Raw genomic sequence first — 21,356 nt, 5'->3', positions numbered from 1 at the left:
CGGTATGAATCAGTTTCATGGCCATGAGATTGCCATCATCGGGATGACCGGACGGTTTCCCGGAGCGAAAGACATCGAACAGTTCTGGGACAATTTAAAACACGGCATCGAATCGATCCGTTTTTTTAGCAGAGAAGAATTGCTGGCTGCTGGCATCGAGGCGGAGCAGGTCGACGATCCGAACTACGTGCCCGCCAAAGGGATGGTCGACGGCGCGGACATGTTTGACGCCGCTTTTTTCGGGTACTCCAAGCGGGAGGCGGAAGTGACCGACCCGCAGCAGCGCCTGTTTCTGGAATGCTCGCATGAGGCGCTGGAACATGCCGGGTACGACCCGGAGCAGTACAGAGGCCGCATCGGCGTCTATGGCGGCTCCAACCTGAGCACTTATCTGTACTTTAACCTTTTTCCTAATCAAGAGATCATCAATGCGGTCGGTCTGACCAGCGTGGTGATGGGAAATGACAAAGACCACCTGGCCACCCGTGTTTCCTATAAGCTCAACCTGACTGGCCCCAGCGTCTGTGTGCAGACGGCCTGTTCGACATCGCTGGTGGCGATACATACGGCGTGTCAGGCGATCATCAGCGGCGAGTGCGACATCGCCTTGGCGGGCGGCGTCTCCATCGGCGTGCCGCGGATCTCCGGCTATCAGTACCAGGAAGGCTCGATCGCGTCCCCGGATGGGCATTGCCGGGCATTCGATGCCCGGTCGGGGGGCACAGTGAGCAGCAGCGGCGTCGGGGTCGTGGTCCTGAAGCTGCTCGAAGACGCGCTAGCCGACGGCGACACGATCCACGCTGTGATTCGCGGTTCGGCGATCAACAACGATGGCGCGAATAAAATCGGCTACACCGCCCCGAGCGCAGAAGGCCAGGCTGCGGCGATCAGCGAAGCGATGGCGGTGGCCAAAGTGCCAGCCGAATCGATCTCCTACGTCGAAGCGCACGGCACCGCCACCAACCTTGGCGATCCGATTGAAATCCTCGGCTTGACCAAAGCGTTCCGCACCCGGACGGAAGCCGAAGGATTTTGCGCGATCGGTTCGGTCAAGACGAATGTCGGGCATCTCGATACGGCGGCCGGCGTGACCGGGCTGATCAAGACGGCGCTGTCGCTCAAGCATCAACTGCTGCCGCCGTCCCTTCATTTTGAGTTGCCAAACCCGAAGATCGATTTTGTCAACAGCCCGTTTTATGTGAACAACAAACTGAGTCCGTGGCTGAGCGAAAAAGGGCCGAGACGAGCTGGTGTCAGTTCCTTTGGCATGGGTGGCACCAACGCGCATGTGATCCTTGAAGAAGCGCCAGCAAGCGTTCCCACAGGCCCTTCGCGCGATTTGCAACTACTGATGCTGTCGGCGAAGACGAGCACAGCGCTGGAAGCGGTGACCGAACGCCTGCTCCGGCACTTCGAACAGCACCCGCAAGTCTCGCTGGCCGATACCGCCTACACGTTGCAGGTGGGGCGCGCCTCCCACCCTTTTCGACGCCTCGTGCCCTGTCGCGATGTCGAAGAGGCCAAGCGAATGCTCCGCGATCGCCCTTCCGACCGCGTCATCAACGGTGCGGCCGACATGGCGCGCCGTCCGGCGGTGCTTCTGTTCTCAGGCAGCGGCGCTGAAGAGCTGCGGCGCACCGCACAGGAGCTGTATGCGTCCGAATCGGCGTTTCGCCAACAGTTCGACAGGTTGCGGGAGGTATTCCTTGCAGTGACCGGACAGAACCTTGATCTCGCGCTGTCCGCCCCGCAACAGCAAACGGAGGACGCCGTCTTGTTCGTGCTCAAATACGCGCTGGCGAAGCTCTGGCTGGACTGGGGGCTACAGCCGGAAGCGCTGATCGGGCACGGCGTAGGCAGCTTTGTCGCGGCGGCTCTGGCTCAAGTGCTGACCGTGCAAGATGCATTGGTTTTGGTGACAGAACGGGCGCGGCTGCTCGGAGCGCTGCCGCAGGTAACCGCGCTGGAAGTGCCGCTTTCGGCAGCCGAACTGGCGCCGGTGCTCGGCAGTGAGTTGTCGGTGGTCGAAGCGGCGGGCCCGCACTGCACGGTCATCGCTGGCCCGCAAGCGTCGATCGAGGAATTTCAGCGCGATCTGGCCGACTTTAATGTCCGCTGCACGGTGGTCACCGAACGCTTTACGCTTCCGCCCGCCATTTCGGAAGCGACAGTCGGCGCTTTTATGGAAAAATTGCAGGTGGTGCGCCTGCACGAGCCGCAGTTGCCTGTGCTGTGCTCGACGATGCGCGATTGGCTGAGCGTGGAGCAGGCGACTGATGCCCGCTTCTGGGCGGAGCAGCTGCGAACCCCCGTGTCGTTAGCTGACGGGTTGCAGGCCTGGGCTCAAAAATCGGCGCATCTCTACCTGGAAATCGGCACGTTGGGCTTCCTTGGCGAGCAGGTCCGCAGCATGCTGCCTGAAGGGCAGGTCGGTGCTCTCTGGACGACTGTCCGCGTTGAGAATGCGCCATGCTCAGCCGCCGAGCACCTGCAGGTGATCTGGGGCAAGATCTGGTTGCAAGGCGGCATGGTCGACGGCGCGGGTTACCACAATGGGGAAGCGCGCCGCCGTATTCCATTGCCAACCTACCCGTTCGAACGCCAGTCCTACTGGGTTGAGCCAATCGTGCAGCCGTTCACGGCAGGCGTAAGCGCGAAAAGAACGGACGAGGCCGTGCTTTTGGACACGGACAATGAGATCGAGCTGAACATCGCGAAAATCTGGTCGGAGCTGCTCGGCATCAACCAAGTGACTTTAGATGACGACTTCTACCGACTGGGCGGCGACTCGCTCTTGTCGATCCAGATGATCGCACGGATTAAAAAACTGTACCCAGTCGAACTCGACATGCGGCAGTTAGTCGAAGCGACGACGATCGGCGAATTTGCCGAAATTGTGGAACTGGCCCTCATCGAAGAACTCGAGCGGCTTTAACAACGGAGAGAGGAGGAGGTTCTTACATGTCTGCCAATCGTTTAAAAGATCGCCTGTCGAGTCTGACCCCGGAAAAAAGAGCGCTCCTTGAACAGCTGAAAAAAGGCGGCTTCCAAGAGACTTCGGAGAGTGAAGTCATCCGTCCCCGCGACGAGCAGGGTCAGGCTCCGCTTTCCTTTGCCCAGCAGCGGCTGTGGTTTCTCGACAAGCTGTTGCCCAACCGCAGCGCCTACAACATTCCAGGCGGCATCCGGCTGAAAGGCAACGTCAAAATAGAAGCATTGGAAAAAAGTTTCGAAGAGATCCTCCGCCGCCATGAAGTGCTACGCACCCGCTATGAGACGGTGGACGATCTGCCGGTGCAGATCATCGAACCCGCCGCTCCCTATCATCTCGAAGTAGTTGATGTGCGCGAATTGCAGGGCGATGTACGGGATGCGGAGATCGATCGCTTGTATCAGGCGGTCAACAAAGGAATTTTCTCGCTGGAAGAAAGCCCGCTTCTGCGCGCCCAACTGATTCAAACGGCTGACGATGAATATGTGCTGGCGCTTTGTGTGCACCACATCGCTTTCGACGGCTGGTCGTCCGGTCTGCTGATTAAAGAGCTGGCCGCTTTGTACCACAGCAATGCCCACGGGCTGCAGTCCACACTGCCGGAGCTGTCGATCCAATATGCTGATTATGCGCTCTGGCAGCGCAAGTGGCTTCAAGGAAAAGTGCTGCAGAACCAGCTCTCCTACTGGAAAGAGCAGTTTCAAGGCGCGCCGACACTGCTGCCGCTGCCGACAGATCGTCCTCGCCCGGCGGTGCAGTCCTACGAAGGGACGAGAACTTCGCTCGTGCTGCCATCGGAAATGGCGGTGCGGGTGAATGAGCTGTCCAAACAGCAAGGGGTCACCCCGTTCATGACCTGGCTCTCCGTCCTCTACACGCTGTTGATGCGCTACAGCGGAGAGAAGGACATCGTCATCGGCACACCGGTCGCCGGTCGCAACCGCATCGAGCTGGAAAACTTGATCGGCTTTTTCGCCAATACGCTGGCGCTGCGCATCAACCCTGCCGAAGCGGTCAGCTTTTCTGATTTGCTGCGCCACGTGCGTAAAGTTGCGCAAGGTGCTTACTCACATCAAGATCTGCCGTTTGACCGCCTGGTAGAAGAGCTGCAGCCGGACCGCGACCTCAGCCATCATCCGCTGTTCCAGGTCATGTTCGCGTACCACAACTATGAAAATCCGGATCTGGTGCTGGAAGATGTCGTGCTGACGCCGACCGAGATCGACAGCAACACGACCAAATTCGACCTGTGGTTCTCAATGGTGGAACACGCGGACGGCGTGTTCATCACGTTAGAATACAACACCGACATCTTCGCGGCGGAGACGATCGAGCGTCTGAAAGGGCATTTCCAAGTGCTGGCCGAAGCCGCCCTGCAACAGCCGGAACGGCCGATTGCGAACCTTGAGCTGCTCACCGCGGCGGAGCGTAAGCAACTGCTCGTCGAGTGGAACCGTACCGCCGTGGAGTACCCGCGCATCGACAGCCTGCATCAGCTGGTCGAAGAGCAGGTCGAGCGAACGCCTGACGCCACCGCCTGTGTGTTCGAAGGCCGCGAGCTGACCTATCGTGAACTGAACGACCAAGCGAACCGACTGGCGCATCATCTTCGCTCGCTGCAGGTAACGGCCGACACGGTGGTCGGGATCTGTGCCGAGCGCTCCTTGGAAATGGTGATCGGGCTGGTGGCGGTCTTGAAAGCGGGCGGCGCGTATCTGCCGCTCGATCCGGACTATCCGAAAGAGCGTCTTGCCTTCATGATCGAAGACGCCAACCTGAACATCGTGCTCACCCAACAGCATCTGGCAGATGAACTGCCGCCGCATGACGCGCACGTCATCCACCTCGACGAACTCGATACCTTGCTCGCCGGACAAAGTGGGCAGAACCTGCCAAACATCGTCGCTCCGGACAATCTAGCCTATGTGATCTATACGTCCGGCTCAACCGGCAAGCCGAAAGGGGTGATGGTGCCACATCGTGGTGTGATCAACCGCCTGCAGTGGATGCAGGCCGAGTATCGCCTGGATCAACAGGACGCCGTCTTGCAAAAGACGCCGTTCAGCTTTGACGTTTCGGTCTGGGAGTTCTTCTGGCCGCTGATCACGGGCGCCAAACTGGTCGTCGCCCGTCCGGACGGCCACCGGGACAGCGTGTATCTGGTGCGTTTGATCGGCGAGCAGAAGATCACGACGCTACATTTTGTACCTTCGATGCTTCAAGTTTTCCTCGAAGAAAAAGACCTGTCCGCCTGCAAGAGTGTCAAGCGGGTCATCTGCAGCGGGGAGGCGCTGTCTTATGAGCTGCAAGAGCGTTTCTTCTCGCGGATGTCGGCTGAGCTGCACAACTTGTACGGCCCGACAGAAGCGTCGATCGATGTCACCTATTGGCCGTGCAGTACAGACAGCAGACGCCGCTCGGTGCCGATCGGGCGTCCTGTTGCCAACACGCAGCTCTATTTGCTGGATGAGCATCTGCAGCCGGTGCCGATCGGGGTGCCGGGCGAGTTGCACATCGGCGGCGTCCAAGTGGCGCGCGGCTACTTGAACCGCCCGGAATTGGACGCTGAGAAATTTATTGCCGATCCGTTTTCCGGCGACCCTGGCGCCCGCCTCTACAAGACGGGCGACCTCGCTCGCTACCTGCTGGACGGCACGATCGAATATATCGGCCGCATTGACCATCAGGTCAAGTTGCGCGGCCTGCGCATCGAGCTCGGTGAGATCGAGGCGGTGATCGCGCAGCACGAATCGGTGCGCGAGGCGGTGGTGATGGTGCGCGAAAATGACAAAGAGGATCAGCGCCTGATCGCCTATGTCACGCGAAACTCCGACTATCAGGCAGCAGAGGCGCCCGTTCAGGAAAGCTCACTCAAAAAAGAGCAGGTTGCAAACTGGCAGCTCGTATTTGACGAGACCTACAGCCGGACGATAGGCGAGGACGAATCGGAATTCAACATGGTCGGCTGGAACAGCTCCTACACGGGCGAACCATTAAGCCGCGACGAGATGAAAGAGTTTGTCGGCAACACCGTCAACCGGATTTTGGATCAACGGCCGCGCCGGGTGATTGAAGTCGGCTGCGGCACAGGGCTGTTGCTGTTCCCGATCGCGCCGCACGTCGAGCAGTACCTTGGCACCGACTTCTCTGCTGTCGGCTTGAACTTCATCCGGGAGCGTTTGGTGCGGATGGAGCGCACGTTGCCTGTCGCCTTGGAGCAGCTTTCTGCCGACCAACTGACGGAGCTGGCAGCCGGTTCGTTTGACACGCTGGTCATCAACTCAGTCGTGCAATACTTCCCGGGTGTCGACTACCTGCTTCGCTTCCTTGACGGCGCAATGCGCCTGATCGCCCCGGGCGGCCGTATCTTCCTCGGCGACATCCGCAGCCTGCCGCTGCTCGAAGCGTTCCATACTTCGGTGCAGCTGCATAAAGCGGCCGATGAGATGACGGTTGAGCAGTTGCGGATGCTGGTGCAAAAAATGCTGGCCGAAGACGAGGAGCTGAACCTCGACCCGGCGTTTTTCGATGCGCTGCTTCGCGAATACCCGCAGCTGTCCGGTGTGGAAGTGCTGCTCAAGCGCGGCCATCACCACAACGAATTGAACCAGTTCCGCTACGACGTGATTCTACGCGTCGGTGAAGGGACACAGGCACAGGATACGCTGTGGCTGGATTGGGCGGCCGACGGCTGGAACGTCAGCCTGCTCGAACAGGCGCTGAAGGAATCGGCCCCGGAGCAATTGGGTTTGCGCGGGGTCCCGAACGCCCGTCTGGAAACGGAGCGCCGGGCGCTGATGCTGTTGCCGAAATTCGACGGCAGCAAGATGATCGGCGAACTGCGCCGGGTGATCGACGAACAGGCGGCCCCTTCCGCTGTCGATCCGGAAACGCTGTGGCAGCTCGCCGAAGCGTGCGGCTATGGGCTTGAGATCATGCCGAATGCCTTTCAGCCTACGGCCTTCGATGTGCGATTCACGAAGCGGGGGAGCGTCGCGCCACAGCCTGTTGCCGAAGCGGCCGCCACGCTGGAGCCTGCTGCTCCTACCGATTTCCGACAGTATGCGAACAACCCGCTGCACGCCAAGATCTCCCGACAACTGCTGCCGGAGTTAAAAGCGTATGCCAAAGGGAGGCTGCCCGACTTCATGGTGCCGACCCACTATGTGCTGCTGGAGGAGTTTCCGCTTTCTTCTAACGGAAAAGTCGACCGCAAAGCGCTGCCGATGCCGGTATTGACGCTGTCCGATACTGCGGTTGCCTACGAAGCGCCGCGCAACGAGATCGAGCAGACGCTGGTGCAGATCTGGGAAGAAGTGCTGGGGGTGGAGCAGATCGGCATTCGTCAGAACTTCTTTGAGATCGGCGGCGACTCGATCAAAAGCATTCTCGTCATCTCCCGAGCCTACCGCGCCGGCCTGGAACTGACGCCACAACAGCTCTTCCGCAACCAGACGGTCGTCGATCTGGCCACGGAGGCCGTCGTGCTGGAACAGGAGCAGGAGGCGGCAGCGACGGAGGATACGTCATATGACTATCCGCTGGTCAAGCTCAACCGATGTGACCTGAACGAGATGGTCGGAGAGGAGCTGGAAATCGAGGACGTGTATCCGCTGTCGCCGATGCAGCAGCACATGTTCGAAGAGCTCCACGCCAATCCGGAGCCCGGTCTGTTCTTTGTACACCGCTTTGGCGTGCTGCAAGGGGAATTGCGGCCGGACCTGCTCGCTCAAGCCTGGCAGATCACGGTGAACCATCATGCCCACCTGCGCTCACAGATCGCCTGGGAAGGGCTCGAGCAGCCGGTGCAAGTGGTGGCGAAGCACGCCAAGGTCGACTTTGAATACCTCGATTTGAGCCATCTCAGCGAGGAGGAACAGGAGGCCGGGATTCAGCGCCATCTGGAAGACAAGTGGAACCAGTGCATGGACTACTTAAAGCGGCAAACCCCGTGGTCGATGCTGTTCGTTCGAATCGGGGAAGACCTGTACCGCGGAGTCTGGAGCAACTCCTACTTGTTCATGGACGGCTGGAGCTACACGATCTTAAACAACGAGGCGTTTAACAACTACGGCGCGCTGTGCGAAGGCAAGCCGACCGAAGTCTCGGAGGGGCGGCCCTACCTCGAATACGCTGTTTGGCGCATGAATCGCGACCTGATCCCGGCCAAAGCGTACTGGGTGGAAAATCTCAACGGCTACACCGAGCCGGTGCCGTTTACGGAAAGCATTCCGGGCAACCGGATCGGCAGCGAGGAAGGGTTCGGCCGTCAACAGCAGTTCCTGTCTCTTGCGACGACTGAAAAGCTGCACGGTTTGGCGCGCTCGCACAAAGTGACGGTCAACGTGCTGATCCAAACGGCATGGGCGCTGTTGCAAAGCCATTACAGCGGCAGCCGCGACATCGTGTACGGCGTTGTCTCATCCGGACGCCAGCCTGCCTTTGCTGGCATCGAGGCGGTCGTAGGTCAACTTATGAACATGATGCCGCTGCGCATCGTGATCGATGAGCAGCAGTCGGTACAGGAACTGTTGCAGCACGTGCAGGAAAGCCAGCTTAAATTGTCCCAGTTCGACATTACGCCTCAGCGGAAGATTCGCGAATGGATCAACTGGCCGCATGAACAGCGCATGTTCCAAAATTTCATGGTCTTCCAAAATCTCGGTTCCTTCGCCTCCACGCTGGACGGCATCATGAACGACAAAGAGATCTACGGCTTGTCCTCTCCGCCGCAGAAGAACGATTTCATCGCTCGCATGGAGCACCCACTGCGTTTTGACGTGTTTATCGGAAAGCAGATCGAGCTGCATATGTCGTATTACCGCAAGTACCTGACCGACGCCGCAATCACCCGCGTGATCGGCGACCTCGAAGCGATGATCGAGCGCATAACGGCCGACCCGGCACAGCCGGCGGGAGAACTGCTGACAGATGGCAACGACTGAAAGAACGGGGTAACTCAAGATGACGATCGCTTCAATTCTGCCTGAGCTGTGCATCAAGATGGCCGACCTGCCGAATTGAGCTTGCTCAGTGAAGAAGAGGAGGCCGTGTTTCTCAACCTGGCGATCAGTACGGTAATCGACGATCCCCGTTATGAACAACAGCCCTGTCGCAGCATGGAGCTCTATGCTACTGCAAATGACCTAGAACAGCTGCAACCTGCGAAACCTCGCCTGATACAGAGAGCACTGCAAAAGTGCGGATTTGGGAATATGAACGTACAAGGATTCGGAATGAAGTAATGAAAAAGCGAGCCCCCATCTAGGTGGCTCGCTTTTCTTGTTCAAGTAACCTTACGATCCATTTCCCTCTGAGTTTTACAAGTATAGCAAAGAGGGTTGTTCTATTGACTCTCGCGCAAATGTTGTGGTGAGGCATGCGAGGCAGTATCGAGGTTTGTGAGCTGGAAGTTTTACTTAATACGACAGAATGCGGTATCTGAGCTTCAGGAACGACGGGATTCCATACCCGATGCGTTTCAGAAGCTTGATTTTTGTAATTGTACCTTCTGTGTAAACAGAAGCACGATCCCCATAACGACTGCGGCGGCCAGATTCGTGGTCATTGCAAGTTTGGTTGTATGTTTCATGAGGGTCGTCTTCCCGCTGTATGAGTAACTTGATGCATATTGACTTACCACATATTTGAAATTGTAGCTATAGATCGGAGCTATCCTGTATCTTATCTGTCGTTACTATTTTTATGTTTATAATATTAATAAAAATATATTTATTATATAATGCGGATGTGGTATATTTACTAAATTCCTTGATGCATAAAAGGGATAGAATCATTCATTAATTATAATATTTTCAAACACTATTAATTCTTCTTCGTTATATAACATTCCGGACAATCTATAATCAGAGAGGGATATGTGGCTGCTTTTGGTGAATTTTATTAAATCATTTAAATGGAAGCTCTTAGTTAGGACGAGATCTGGCCATGCTACATTGGAATGTCCGTCAAGAATTCATTCAAGAGGTGAGTCAAAATGTCAATGACCACGGATATACATAGTCTTGTCCAGGTGATCTCTGAGATTGGGAGATCCAACAGTACGGTCGGACTAACTTTTATAAACGGGGAAAACAAAGAGTCGTTCATCTCGTACCGCGACCTCTATACCTCTGCGCTGGGCATCTTGAACGACCTTCAGGCAGTTGGTATGAAGAGCAGCGATGAAGCGGTTTTTCAGATCGACGACCATGAAGATTTTGTTAAATTCTATTGGGCTTGCTTGTTGGGGGGAATCATTCCGGTTCCGATCACAGTGGGCAGCAATGTGGAGCACAAACAGAAATTCTTTAGGATCTGGAATACACTGAATAATCCTTGGCTTGTGGCAGATGGGAAAATTGCGTCTTCCTTGCAAGAGTTCTCAAAAGAGAATGGCATGGCCTCTCTCATGCGAGAGATCAACGCGAGAACGGTTCTGTTGCATGAAGTGGCAGGGGATGCGGGCGTAGGGGTTGTCTACGAGGCGGATCCTGACGATATCGCCTTCATTCAATTCTCTTCCGGCTCTACGGGCGATCCGAAGGGAGTTGTCCTGACTCACAAGAACTTGATGACGAACATCAACGCGATCATCACCAGCGGCGGGGTGAACGAGAACGACTCCGTGCTGAGTTGGATGCCGTTGACGCATGACATGGGGCTGATCGGGGGGCATCTCGTTCCGCTCCGCATGAACATTCCGCAATACAGCATGACGACGTCTGTTTTTTCCAGAAATCCGATCTTGTGGATGAAGAAAGCCAACCAGTACAGAGCGACGCTGCTCTCGTCTCCGAACTTCGGGTACCAGTACCTACTCAAGCTCTTGGAGCGCAAGAGCTCGCGCGACCAGGAGGTGACGAGCGGGTGGGACTTGTCCTGTGTTCGTTTGATCTTCAACGGAGCAGAGCCGATCTCGACCCAAGTCTGCATCGACTTCCTGGATGTCATGGAGCAATACGGCATGAAGCGCAATGTCATGTATCCGGTGTACGGTATGGCCGAAGCGAGCTTGGCGGTGACCTTCCCGCCGCCGCAGGAGGATCTGATCACGCTATATCTGGATCGCAACAGTCTGATCACCGGGGAGCGCGCCATGGTTCTGGAGGACTCAGATGCAGATAACGCGGTGTCTTTTATTGATCTGGGGATGGCGGTCGAGAATTGCGGTTTCCGTATTTGTGATGAAGAGAATTATCCAGTTGACGATCTGGTCATCGGGAACATCCAGATCAAAGGCAACAACGTTACGAGCGGGTACTACAACAACCAAGCTGCCACCGAGAGAGCGTTTACTCCAGATGGCTGGTTGATCACCGGCGACCTTGGCTTTACTCGAAACGGACGTCTGATCGTGACGGGTCGCGCGAAAGACATCATTTTCGTAAACGGTCAGAACTACTATGCACATGACATTGAACGGGTTGTCAGCACGATGCCTGATTCGCTGATTTCGGACTCGGCGGCCTTCAGCGTGTTTAATCAGACGACGCAGCAAGAGGACATCATGCTGGCTGTGCTCTACCGCAAGTCGGTTCAAGATTTTATCACGGTAGAGCGTGAATTGAAAAAGCACATCAACCTCGTCATGGGGCTTGATCTCCAACACATCATCCCTGTGAAGCGAATCCCGAAAACCACTTCCGGCAAAGTGCAGCGCTACAAGTTCGTCGAGGAGTATGTAGCGGGTGATTTCGATTCCGTGCTGGAAGAGATTCAGCGCTTGATTCAAGAGGAAGAGGCGAATCGAGTGCTCGCCGCGCCAACGACAGACATGGAAGCGAGCATTCTGTCTTTCTTCCAAGAGGTCGTGGGCAAAGACCGAATCGATATCGAGGACAACTTCTTCGAGATCGGCGGGAACTCGCTTCGGGCCGGTACGCTCGTCGCCAAGATTCAGATTGAATATGGCGTGACCCTTCCGCTCCGCGAGATTTTCAACACGCCGACGGTAAAGGCTCTTGCCGCTTGGCTTGAAACGGCGGAGCAGGGCGTGCATGCGGGAATCGAAAAAGTAGAAGAAAAAGAGTGCTATGAGCTGTCTTCCGTACAGAAGCGACTTTACATTTTGAGCCAGATGGACGAGACCTTAACCAGCTACAACTTGCCGCAAGTCATGACGATCGAAGGGCCGCTCGATGTTAAGCGTTTCGAGAAGGCATTTGCAGCGCTGGTGCAGCGACATGAGATCTTCCGCACCTCGTTCGAACTCGTCGAGGGCACGCCGATGCAGCGCGTTCATGAGAGCGTCGAGCTAAAGGTAAGCCGGATCGAAGGCCGTGAGGAGGAGCTTGAGCGCGTCATCCAAAAGTTTGTCAGACCGTTTGACCTGAGCCGTCTGCCACTGCTTCGTGTCGGGCTGATGAAATGCGCGGGAGACAAGCATGTGATGCTCTTTGACATCCATCACATCATTTCCGACGGCACGTCGATGGGGATTCTGATTAAGGAGTTTGTGAGCCTGTACAGCGGGGCCGAACTGCCGGAGCTGTCGATTCACTTTAAGGACTTCTCAGCATGGCAAGATCAGCTCTTGGCAGGGGAAGGGATGGAACAGGCAAAGGCGTATTGGCTGGAGCAGTTCGTGACAGATATTCCGGTGCTGAATCTGCAAACAGATTTTTCCAGACCTTCCGTTCAGAGCTTTGAAGGTGATACCCTCACCTTCCGTCTGGACAAGGAACTGACCGAACAGTTGAAGCAAACGGCGGTGCAAGAGGGCGCGACCTTGTTCATGACGTTGCTCGCGGCGTATAACGTGCTGCTGGCTCGCTATACTGGGCAGAACGACATTGTGGTGGGCAGTCCGGTGGCAGGCCGCCGACATGCAGACCTCGATACGATGATGGGGATGTTCGTCAACACGCTCGCCCTTCGGAACCAGCCGGATGGAGAGAAGAGCTTCAAGCAGTTCTTGCAAGAGGTCAAAGAGAACTCGGTCAACGCCTATGAGCATCAAGACTATCAGTTTGAAGCGCTGGTGGAAAAGTTAGACGTTCCGCGTGACATGAGCCGCAACCCACTGTTCGATGTGGTGTTTGTTCTTCAGAACATGGAGCTAGGAGAACTGCAGGTAGATCAGTTGAAGTTTGCGCCGTATCCGTTTAAAACGGGCACGTCTAAGTTCGACATGTCCCTGTCCGCAACGGAAAAAGACGACACGCTAGAGTTCGAGTTGGAATACAGCACCAAGCTGTTTGCCGAACCTCGCATGATGGCGCTGGTCGGACATTTTATCCGCGTTTTGCAAGAGGTTGTCAGTAACATTGACACCAAGATCTGCGAGTTTGAGATTCTGACGAGCGAGGAACAGCAAGTTCTTGTGAATGGCTTCAACGCGACAGAAGCTCCGTTCGTGTTGGACAAGCGCATTCATGAGCTGTTCGAGGAGCAGGCGGCGAAGACGCCGGATCGCATCGCGGCAATCTTCAAAGACACGAGCTTGACCTATCGCGAGGTGGAAGAGAGAGCTTCCCTTCTGGCTGCCGTTCTGCGCGCGCGCGGCATCGGTCGTACTGACATCGTGGGCATCATGCTACAGCCTTCTCTCGACATGGTGATCGGCACGCTTGGCATCTTGAAAGCGGGCGCTGCGTTCCTTCCGATCGACCCTGCGTACCCGACGGACCGCATCAAATTCATGCTGGAAGACAGCCGTGCCGCGCTTCTGCTAAGTCAGTCGGCGATCTGTGACAAGGTAGACTTCGAGGGCGACGTGATCTGCGACATCCTGGAGAAGAACTTCGAGGTGCAGAATGTGCCGACCGCGTGTGAGGGCGATGTATCCGATCTGGCGTATGTGATCTACACCTCGGGCACGACGGGCAATCCCAAAGGGGTCATGGTGGAGCATCGTTCGCTGGTGAACTTCTCGCAATGGAAAATTGACACGTTCGGCCTGACGGAGCAGGACAAGGTGGCGAAGTATGCAGGATTTGCATTCGACGTGTCGGTGATGGAGATTTTCCCGACGTTGATCTGCGGGGCAGCCCTCTACATCATTCCGGAGGAGAGCCGACTCGATCCTGTCGCTCTGAATGACATTTTCCAGACGCACGGCATTACGGTGTCGTACTTGCCAACTCAGTTGTGCGAGCAGTTCATGCAGTTGGAGAACAACTCCCTGCGACTGTTGTACACCGGCGGCGACAAGCTGAGAGTGTATCGTCCGCATGACTATCTGTTCTACAACTGCTACGGACCGACAGAGAACACCATCGTGTCCACGTATCATCCGGTGACCGAGTGGAGCGAGAACATTTCGATCGGCAAGCCGGTTGCCAATACGCAAGTCTACATTGTGGACGCGCATCATCGTCTGCAACCGGTCGGGATGGCTGGCGAGCTCTGTGTGGCGGGCGACAATCTTGCGAGAGGCTATCTGAACCACCCGGAACTGACGGCGGAGAAGTTCGTGCCCAATCCGTTCCAAGAAGGGACGCGGATGTACAAAACGGGCGACTTGGCGAGATGGCTCCCAGATGGAACGATCGAATTCCTTGGGCGGATCGACAAGCAAGTCAAGATTCGGGGCCATCGAATTGAGATTGGCGAGATTGAGGAAGTGCTACTGAGCCACGACGCCGTCGCAGATGCGGTTGTGATGGCGCATGAAGATCGTGAGGAGCGGAAGTATCTGGTTGCATACGTGGTTCTGAACGCGAAGATCGTGTGGGAGCAGTTGCGTCGTTATGCAGGCCAGCCGCTGCCTGATTACATGATTCCGGCGCTCTTTGTTCAGATCGACCACATTCCGCTGACTCAGAACGGCAAGATTGACTGGAAAGCTCTGCCGAAGCCGGAGTTTGGAGGGGACGATGCTGAGTTCGTGGCGCCTGTTACCCCTGTGGAGCAGAAGCTGGCGAAGCTCTGGCAGGACGTGCTGGGCGTCAAACGAGTCGGGCTGTATGACAACTTCTTCGATCTCGGAGGACATTCTCTCAAGGTGGCGACACTCGCTTCTAAGATTCATAAGGAATTCGGTTCGAACATGCCGATCGGCGAGCTGTTCAAGGCTCCGACCCTGCAGGAGCAGTCCGCATGGCTGGAGACTGCAGAACGCGATCACTATTCGAAGATTGAACGGGTCGCAGAAGCCGATCACTATGCCGCGTCTTCGGCACAGCGCAGATTGTTTGTCCTCTCTCAGTTAGAGGGGGCTGACATCAACTACAACATGCCACAGGTGCTCGACATCGAAGGCGAACTGGATGTGGAACGGTTCACGAGCTCGTTCGAGCAGTTGGTGCAGCGACATGAATCGTTGCGAACTTCGTTTGAACTGAAGGATGGCGAGGTCGTTCAGAAGGTTCATGAGGATGCAAAGCTTGAGATCCTGCATCTGGAGGCTACGGAAGGAGAAGCGGAGAAGGACATCGACGGTTTTATCAGACCGTTTGATTTGAACGAAGCTCCTTTGATCCGAGTGGCGCTGTTGAAACTGCCAACGGGCAAGACGAAGTTGCTCTTCGACATGCACCATATCATCTCGGACGGCGTTTCCGTGTCTATTTTGATTCAGGAGTTTGTGAGCCTCTACCGTGGTGATGTGTTGCCCGGGCCCTCGATTCAATACAAAGACTACTCCGCTTGGCAGCAGACCCACATGCGCGGAGAGGCGCTCAAGAAGCAGGAAGCGTTCTGGCTACAGCAGTTCGAAGGCGAAGTGCCCGTTCTGGACTTGGCGACCGATTATCCGAGACCGTCTGTGTACAGTTTTGATGGGGATCGCATCGCGTTCAGCATGAACGGCGAACTCGCCAGCCGTTTGAAGAAATTGGCCGTGGACGAGGGCGCGACCTTGTATATGGCGCTTCTGGCCTTGTTAAACGTGCTACTCCACAAGTACAGCGGTCAGGAAGACATCGTTATCGGTAGCCCAGTGGCCGGACGGAATCACAGCGACCTTGACCGTGTGATCGGCATGTTTGTCAACACGCTGGCGCTTCGCAACAAGCCGGAAGCGGAGAAGACATTCCGTCAGTTCCTGGCAGATGTCAAGCACAATGCGCTGGAGGCGTTCGAGAATCAGGACTTCCCGCTGGAGGATCTGGTTGAGAAGCTCGATCTACAACGCGACATGAGCCGCAACCCGCTGTTCGATGTGATGTTCAGCTTGCAGAACATGGAGAGAACGATCATGGAGACGGACGGGCTCACCTTCACGCCATCTGAGCACGGCCGCAGAGTCGCCAAGTTCGATCTCACGCTGATGGCAGAGGAGCAGGGCGAACAGATCGAGTTCGAGCTGGAGTACTGCTCGAAGCTCTTTGACAAGCAGACGGTGGATCGTCTGGCGAACCATTTCCTACAACTCGTGGAGACGGTTGCGGCGAACCTGGATGTTAAGTTGCGTGAGATCTCTCTTCTGTCTCACGCAGAACGACAGCAGATCCTCTTCGACTTCAACGAGACGAAGACCGCGTATCCGAAAGACAAGACGATTGCGGAACTGTTCACTGAACAGGTGGAGATGTATCCGAATCACATTGCGCTGGTGTACGGGGAAGAGCAGTTGACGTACCAAGAATTGAACGAGCGCGCGAACAGCCTGGCTTGGGTGTTAAAAGGCAATGGCGTAGGGCCAGAAGTCCGCGTCGGACTCATGGTTGCGCGTTCGCTCGAGATGATGGTCGGACTGCTCGCGATCGTGAAGGCAGGAGGTGCGTATGTTCCAGTAGACCCGGAATATCCGGCTGAGCGCGTCAACTATCTGCTAGAAGACAGCGGCGCTCGCCTGCTCCTGACCACGATGGAGCTTGCTGGCAACTTCGAGTTGGAGCAGGAACTCGTGGATCTGGAAGACAGCAGCTTGTACGAAGGCGACGTGTCCGATCCTGAGCCGGTGAACGGGCCGCATGACTTGGCGTACATCCTCTATACGTCCGGTTCCACCGGCAAGCCAAAGGGCGTCATGGTCGAGCACATGAACGTGGTCAGACTCGTCAAAAACACCAACTTTGACCGCTTCTCGCCAGAAGATAGATTCCTGCAGCTCGGTGCTGTCGTTTTTGACGCCACCACCTACGAATTCTGGGGATCGCTTCTGAATGGTGCGAGACTCTACTTGGTGGACAAGACGGACATTCTGGATGCAGAGAAGTTCCGCGATGTGCTGAAACGCTATGAGATCACCTCGATGTTCATCACGGTATCGCTGTTCAACCAGATGGCGACACATGACGCGACGATGTTCTCCGGTTTCAAGAACCTTCATGTCGGGGGAGAAGCGTTGTCTCCGAAGACGATCAACCTTGTTCGGAACCATTGCGAGGCACAGGTGGTCTCTAACTCTTACGGCCCTACAGAGAACACCACGTTCTCTTTATACTACGTTATCGACAACGACTACGAGGTCAACATTCCGATCGGCAGACCGATCTCCAACTCGACGGCGTATGTGGTGGACAAGCATGGCAACCTGCAGCCGATTGGCGTGCCAGGCGAGCTCTGGGTAGGCGGCGACGGCGTGGCCCGCGGATACATGAACAGACCTGATCTCACGGAAGAGAAGTTCGTGGACAGCCCGTTTGTGGAAGGCGAACGCATCTACAAGACTGGCGACTTGGCGAGATGGATTCCGGACGGGAAGATCGAGTACCTCGGTCGAATCGACGAACAGGTGAAGATCCGCGGTCACCGAATCGAGATTGGCGAAGTGCAGGCGGCGCTCCTTGGCGTTGAGTATGTGCAGGAAGCTGTCGTGGTGGCCCAAGAAGATGACATCAACGGCAAGTACCTCACCGCCTATCTCGTTTCTGAGGAGAACTTGGCCGCGTTGGCGCTGCGAGAACGCCTCGCCAAAGAGCTTCCGACTTATATGATTCCAGCTTATCTGATTCAGGTGGAGCGCATTCCGCTGACGAACAACGGCAAGTTGAACCGAGCGGAATTGTTTAAGATGGAAGGCCAGATCATCAAAGGCAATGAGTACGTGGCTCCGTCTACCCCGACAGAAGAGAAGTTGGCTGAGATCTGGTTCGACATTCTGGGTCTCCAGAACGTGGGCGTCACCGACAACTTCTTTGAGATGGGGGGTCACTCCCTGAACGCCACCGTGCTCGTATCTCGCATTCAGCAGGAATGCAACGCAGTCCTCGCACTCAAGGAAGTCTTCAAGTCACCGACGATCCGAGAGCTGGCTGTCTTGGTCGATTCCGCAGCGAAGCAGAGCTACCAAGAGATTAAGCCGGCGGTTCAGTTGGAGGCTTATGAGCAGGGTGTCTATCCAACCTCTGCGGCCCAACGCAGAATGTACCTGTTGTACAAAATGGACGAGGCGGCCGTCACCTACAACATTCCTATTGCGATGGTGGTGGAAGGGAAAATCGACCTGTCGCAGATGCAGAGCGTCTTCAAGCAGTTGATCCAGCGACATGAATCCCTGCGCACCTCCTTCAAGATGGTAGGCGGAGAGATTCTGCAGCAGATCCACGAGGATGTTGCTTTTGACATCTGCTACACAGAGACGGTCAGCGTGGAGCAGGAGGAACAAGCGCAGATCCGCGAGGCAGTGAAGAACTTCGTAACGCCGTTCAACTTAGATGTGGCCCCACTGTTCCGCGTCGAGTTGGTCAAACTCTCTGAGGAGAAGCATGTGATGCTGTTCGACATCCATCACATCGTCGCGGACGGGGTCTCGATGGAGATCTTGACGCAAGAGTTCATCCGCCTCTATGCCGGACAAGAGCTCGAACCGCTGAATATCCAGTACAAAGACTTTGTTGCATGGCAGAACGAACAGATCGAGACGGGCGTGATCGGGGAGCAGGAGAAGTATTGGAACGAGTTGTTCAGCGGCGAGATTCCGGTGCTGAACCTCCCGACGACCTACCCGAGACCGTTGCAGCGCAGTTTCAAAGGGGAGACTTTGAACTTCGTGTTGAAAGGCAGCCTGACTGAGAAGCTCCAGGCGATCACAGCGCAAACGGGCACGACGATGTACATGTTGCTCTTGGCGGCGTTCAATGTGGTTCTGGCTAAATATTCGGGGCAGGAAGACATCGTGGTGGGCACTCCGATCGCTGGCCGGCGCCATGCAGACCTGCAGAACATGATCGGGATGTTCGTCAACACGCTCTCGATGAGAAACGCACCAGCCGGAAGCAAGACCTTCACGCGGTTCCTCGACGAAGTGCGCGAGAACACGCTGAATGCGTATGAGAACCAAGACTACCAATTCGAAGAACTGGTGGCCAAACTGGAACTGCAGCGCGACCTGAGCCGCAACCCGCTGTTCGACGTCATGTTCTCGCTGCACAGCTTCGGGCAAGAAGTGTTTGAAGCAGGCGGGCTGCTCTTCTCCAACCACGGCATGGAAAATGAGATCTCTAAGTTTGACCTTTCCTTGGATGCCGTGCAGGAAGAAGCGCGCCTCAAGTTCAGCCTGGAGTACGCGGTGGATCTGTATTCCAAGGAAGCGATGGAACGCTTCATCTCGCTTTATGTGCAGGCGCTGGAACAGATCGTCAACGATCCGAACGCGAAGATCTCCGACCTTGAGATCCTGTCTCTGGAGGAGAGAACCAAGATCTTGGTTCGCTTCAACGCGACGCAACAAGAGTATGAGAAGACGAAGACTTTGCAACAGCTCTTCGAAGAGCGAGTGGTCAAGCAGCCTGACCACCCGGCTGTACACTTTGAAGGCGTCACGCTGACCTATGCGGAACTGAACCGCAAAGTGAACCAACTCGCCTGCCGTTTGCGCGAAGCTGGCGTGCAGCGAGAAGAACTGGTGCCGATTCTGTGCGAACGCTCCAACGACATGATCGTGGGCATCTTGTCCGTCTTGAAAGCGGGCGGCGCGTATCTGCCAATCGACCCGTACTATCCTGTCGATCGCATCAAGTTCATGTTAGAAGACAGCCAGGCAAGACTGCTGCTCACCCACAGCCGCTATTTGGACGAGACCCTTTTCGAAGGAACGACCTTGCTACTGGATGATGCAGACCTGTTCACGGGAGATGACGAGAACCTGACGAGCGACACCCAGCCGGAAGACCTGGCGTATGTCATCTACACGTCCGGTTCTACCGGCAAGCCAAAAGGGGTCATGGTGAAACAGCGCAGCGTCATCAACTTGGCGACTTGGCTGAGCGGCATGTTGTCTTTGCCGGGCAAGCGATTCCTGCACATGTCGAACGTCTCTTTTGACAACTCGGTTGAAGAGATCTTCCCACAGTTGATCTCGGGAGCCACCGTCTACATGTTGAGCAAGGAAGACGCGCTTGACCGCAACACCTTCACGAACTTCGTCAAGGAACATCAGATCGAGATCGTGAACTTGCTACCGATGACGATGAAAGAACTTTTGGCTAGCCAGGACAAGATCGACTGCCTGAACCATGTGATGGTCGGCGGCGACAAGTTAGAAGAATCGCTGAAAGATCAGATCCTGTCGCTAGGCTATACGCTGACCGACCATTATGGCCCGACCGAATCGACCGTGGACGCGATCTTCACCCAGTGCGTGCCGAACAAAACGGTCATCGGCAAACCGATCGGCAACACGCGCATCTACATCGTGGACGCCTACGACAAGCCGGTTGCAATAGGCGTGGCCGGGGAGATCTGCATCGCAGGCGATGGTCTGGCAAGAGGCTATCTGAACAGACCGGACCTCACCGCGGAGAAGTTCGTTCCGAACCCGTTCGAAGAGGGACAACGCATGTACCGCACAGGCGATCTTGCCTACTGGACGGAAGAGGGAGAGATCGTGTATCTGGGCCGCTTGGACAACCAGATCAAGATTCGAGGCTTCCGTATCGAGCTGGGCGAGATTGAAAAGCAACTCTTGGCGCAAGAGCTCGTTCGGGATGCGATTGTGATCGATCGAAAGGACAAGCAAGGCAACAAGTATCTCTGTGGCTATTTCGTTGCAGACCAAGAGCTGGGTGGTGCTGACTTGAGAGCTCACCTGCTGAAGGAACTGCCAGACTACATGGTGCCGACTGCCTTCGTCCAACTGGACAGACTGCCGCAGACGCCAAATGGCAAAGTGGATCGCAAAGCGCTCCCTGAGCCGGAAGCCACCTTCACGAGCAGCGCGGAGTACGTATCGGCTCGCAATGACACGGAGAGCCAGCTCGTCAGCATCTGGGTGGAGATATTGTCCATGCCGGAGGAGAGAATTGGCATCCACGATTCCTTCTTCGACTTGGGCGGCACTTCCATCACGGTCATGCAGATGACGAACTTGATCAATGACCGATTTGAGTCTCAAGTCGTGCGCGTCACCGACTTGTTTAACTACACGACCATCGAGGAGATCGCTGCGCACATCAAGAGCCAGTTGAACATCGTCGAGGACGAAGAACCGGAAGACGAGATCTTCAAATTTACCCTCTAGAGAGAAGGAGTGATC

3 protein-coding genes are annotated in these 21,356 nt (G+C 55.9%); all 3 read left to right on the top strand.

What is annotated here, in order from left to right:
* Positions 1-4 precede the first annotated feature (4 nt).
* The 3 genes from CIG75_RS10635 (at position 5) to CIG75_RS10620 (ending at position 21,341) form a co-directional block, all read left to right on the top strand.
* Positions 5-2,935, top strand: coding sequence for a type I polyketide synthase (locus CIG75_RS10635; RefSeq protein ID WP_094236649.1), 2,931 nt, complete (start codon positions 5-7; stop codon positions 2,933-2,935).
* Between the two features lie 26 nt (positions 2,936-2,961).
* Positions 2,962-8,937 (top strand): non-ribosomal peptide synthetase, encoded by a 5,976-nt coding sequence (locus tag CIG75_RS10630; RefSeq protein WP_094236648.1) that lies wholly within the window; start codon positions 2,962-2,964, stop codon positions 8,935-8,937.
* Positions 8,938-9,989: 1,052 nt separating this feature from the next.
* Entirely contained in the window at positions 9,990-21,341 is an 11,352-nt protein-coding gene (locus tag CIG75_RS10620) for a non-ribosomal peptide synthetase (protein ID WP_094236646.1), read from the top strand.
* Positions 21,342-21,356 lie beyond the last annotated feature (15 nt).

This window comes from Tumebacillus algifaecis (genome assembly GCF_002243515.1).
Classification (GTDB): domain Bacteria; phylum Bacillota; class Bacilli; order Tumebacillales; family Tumebacillaceae; genus Tumebacillus_A; species Tumebacillus_A algifaecis.
This window is presented reverse-complemented; position numbering and strand designations above follow the sequence as displayed.

What these genes read in the sequence shown, in the direction of transcription:
- CIG75_RS10635 (WP_094236649.1), top strand. Translation starts at nt 5, where the DNA reads ATGAATCAGTTTCATGGCCATGAGATTGCCATCATCGGGATGACCGGA.
- CIG75_RS10630 (WP_094236648.1), top strand. Translation starts at nt 2,962, where the DNA reads ATGTCTGCCAATCGTTTAAAAGATCGCCTGTCGAGTCTGACCCCGGAA.
- CIG75_RS10620 (WP_094236646.1), top strand. Translation starts at nt 9,990, where the DNA reads ATGTCAATGACCACGGATATACATAGTCTTGTCCAGGTGATCTCTGAG.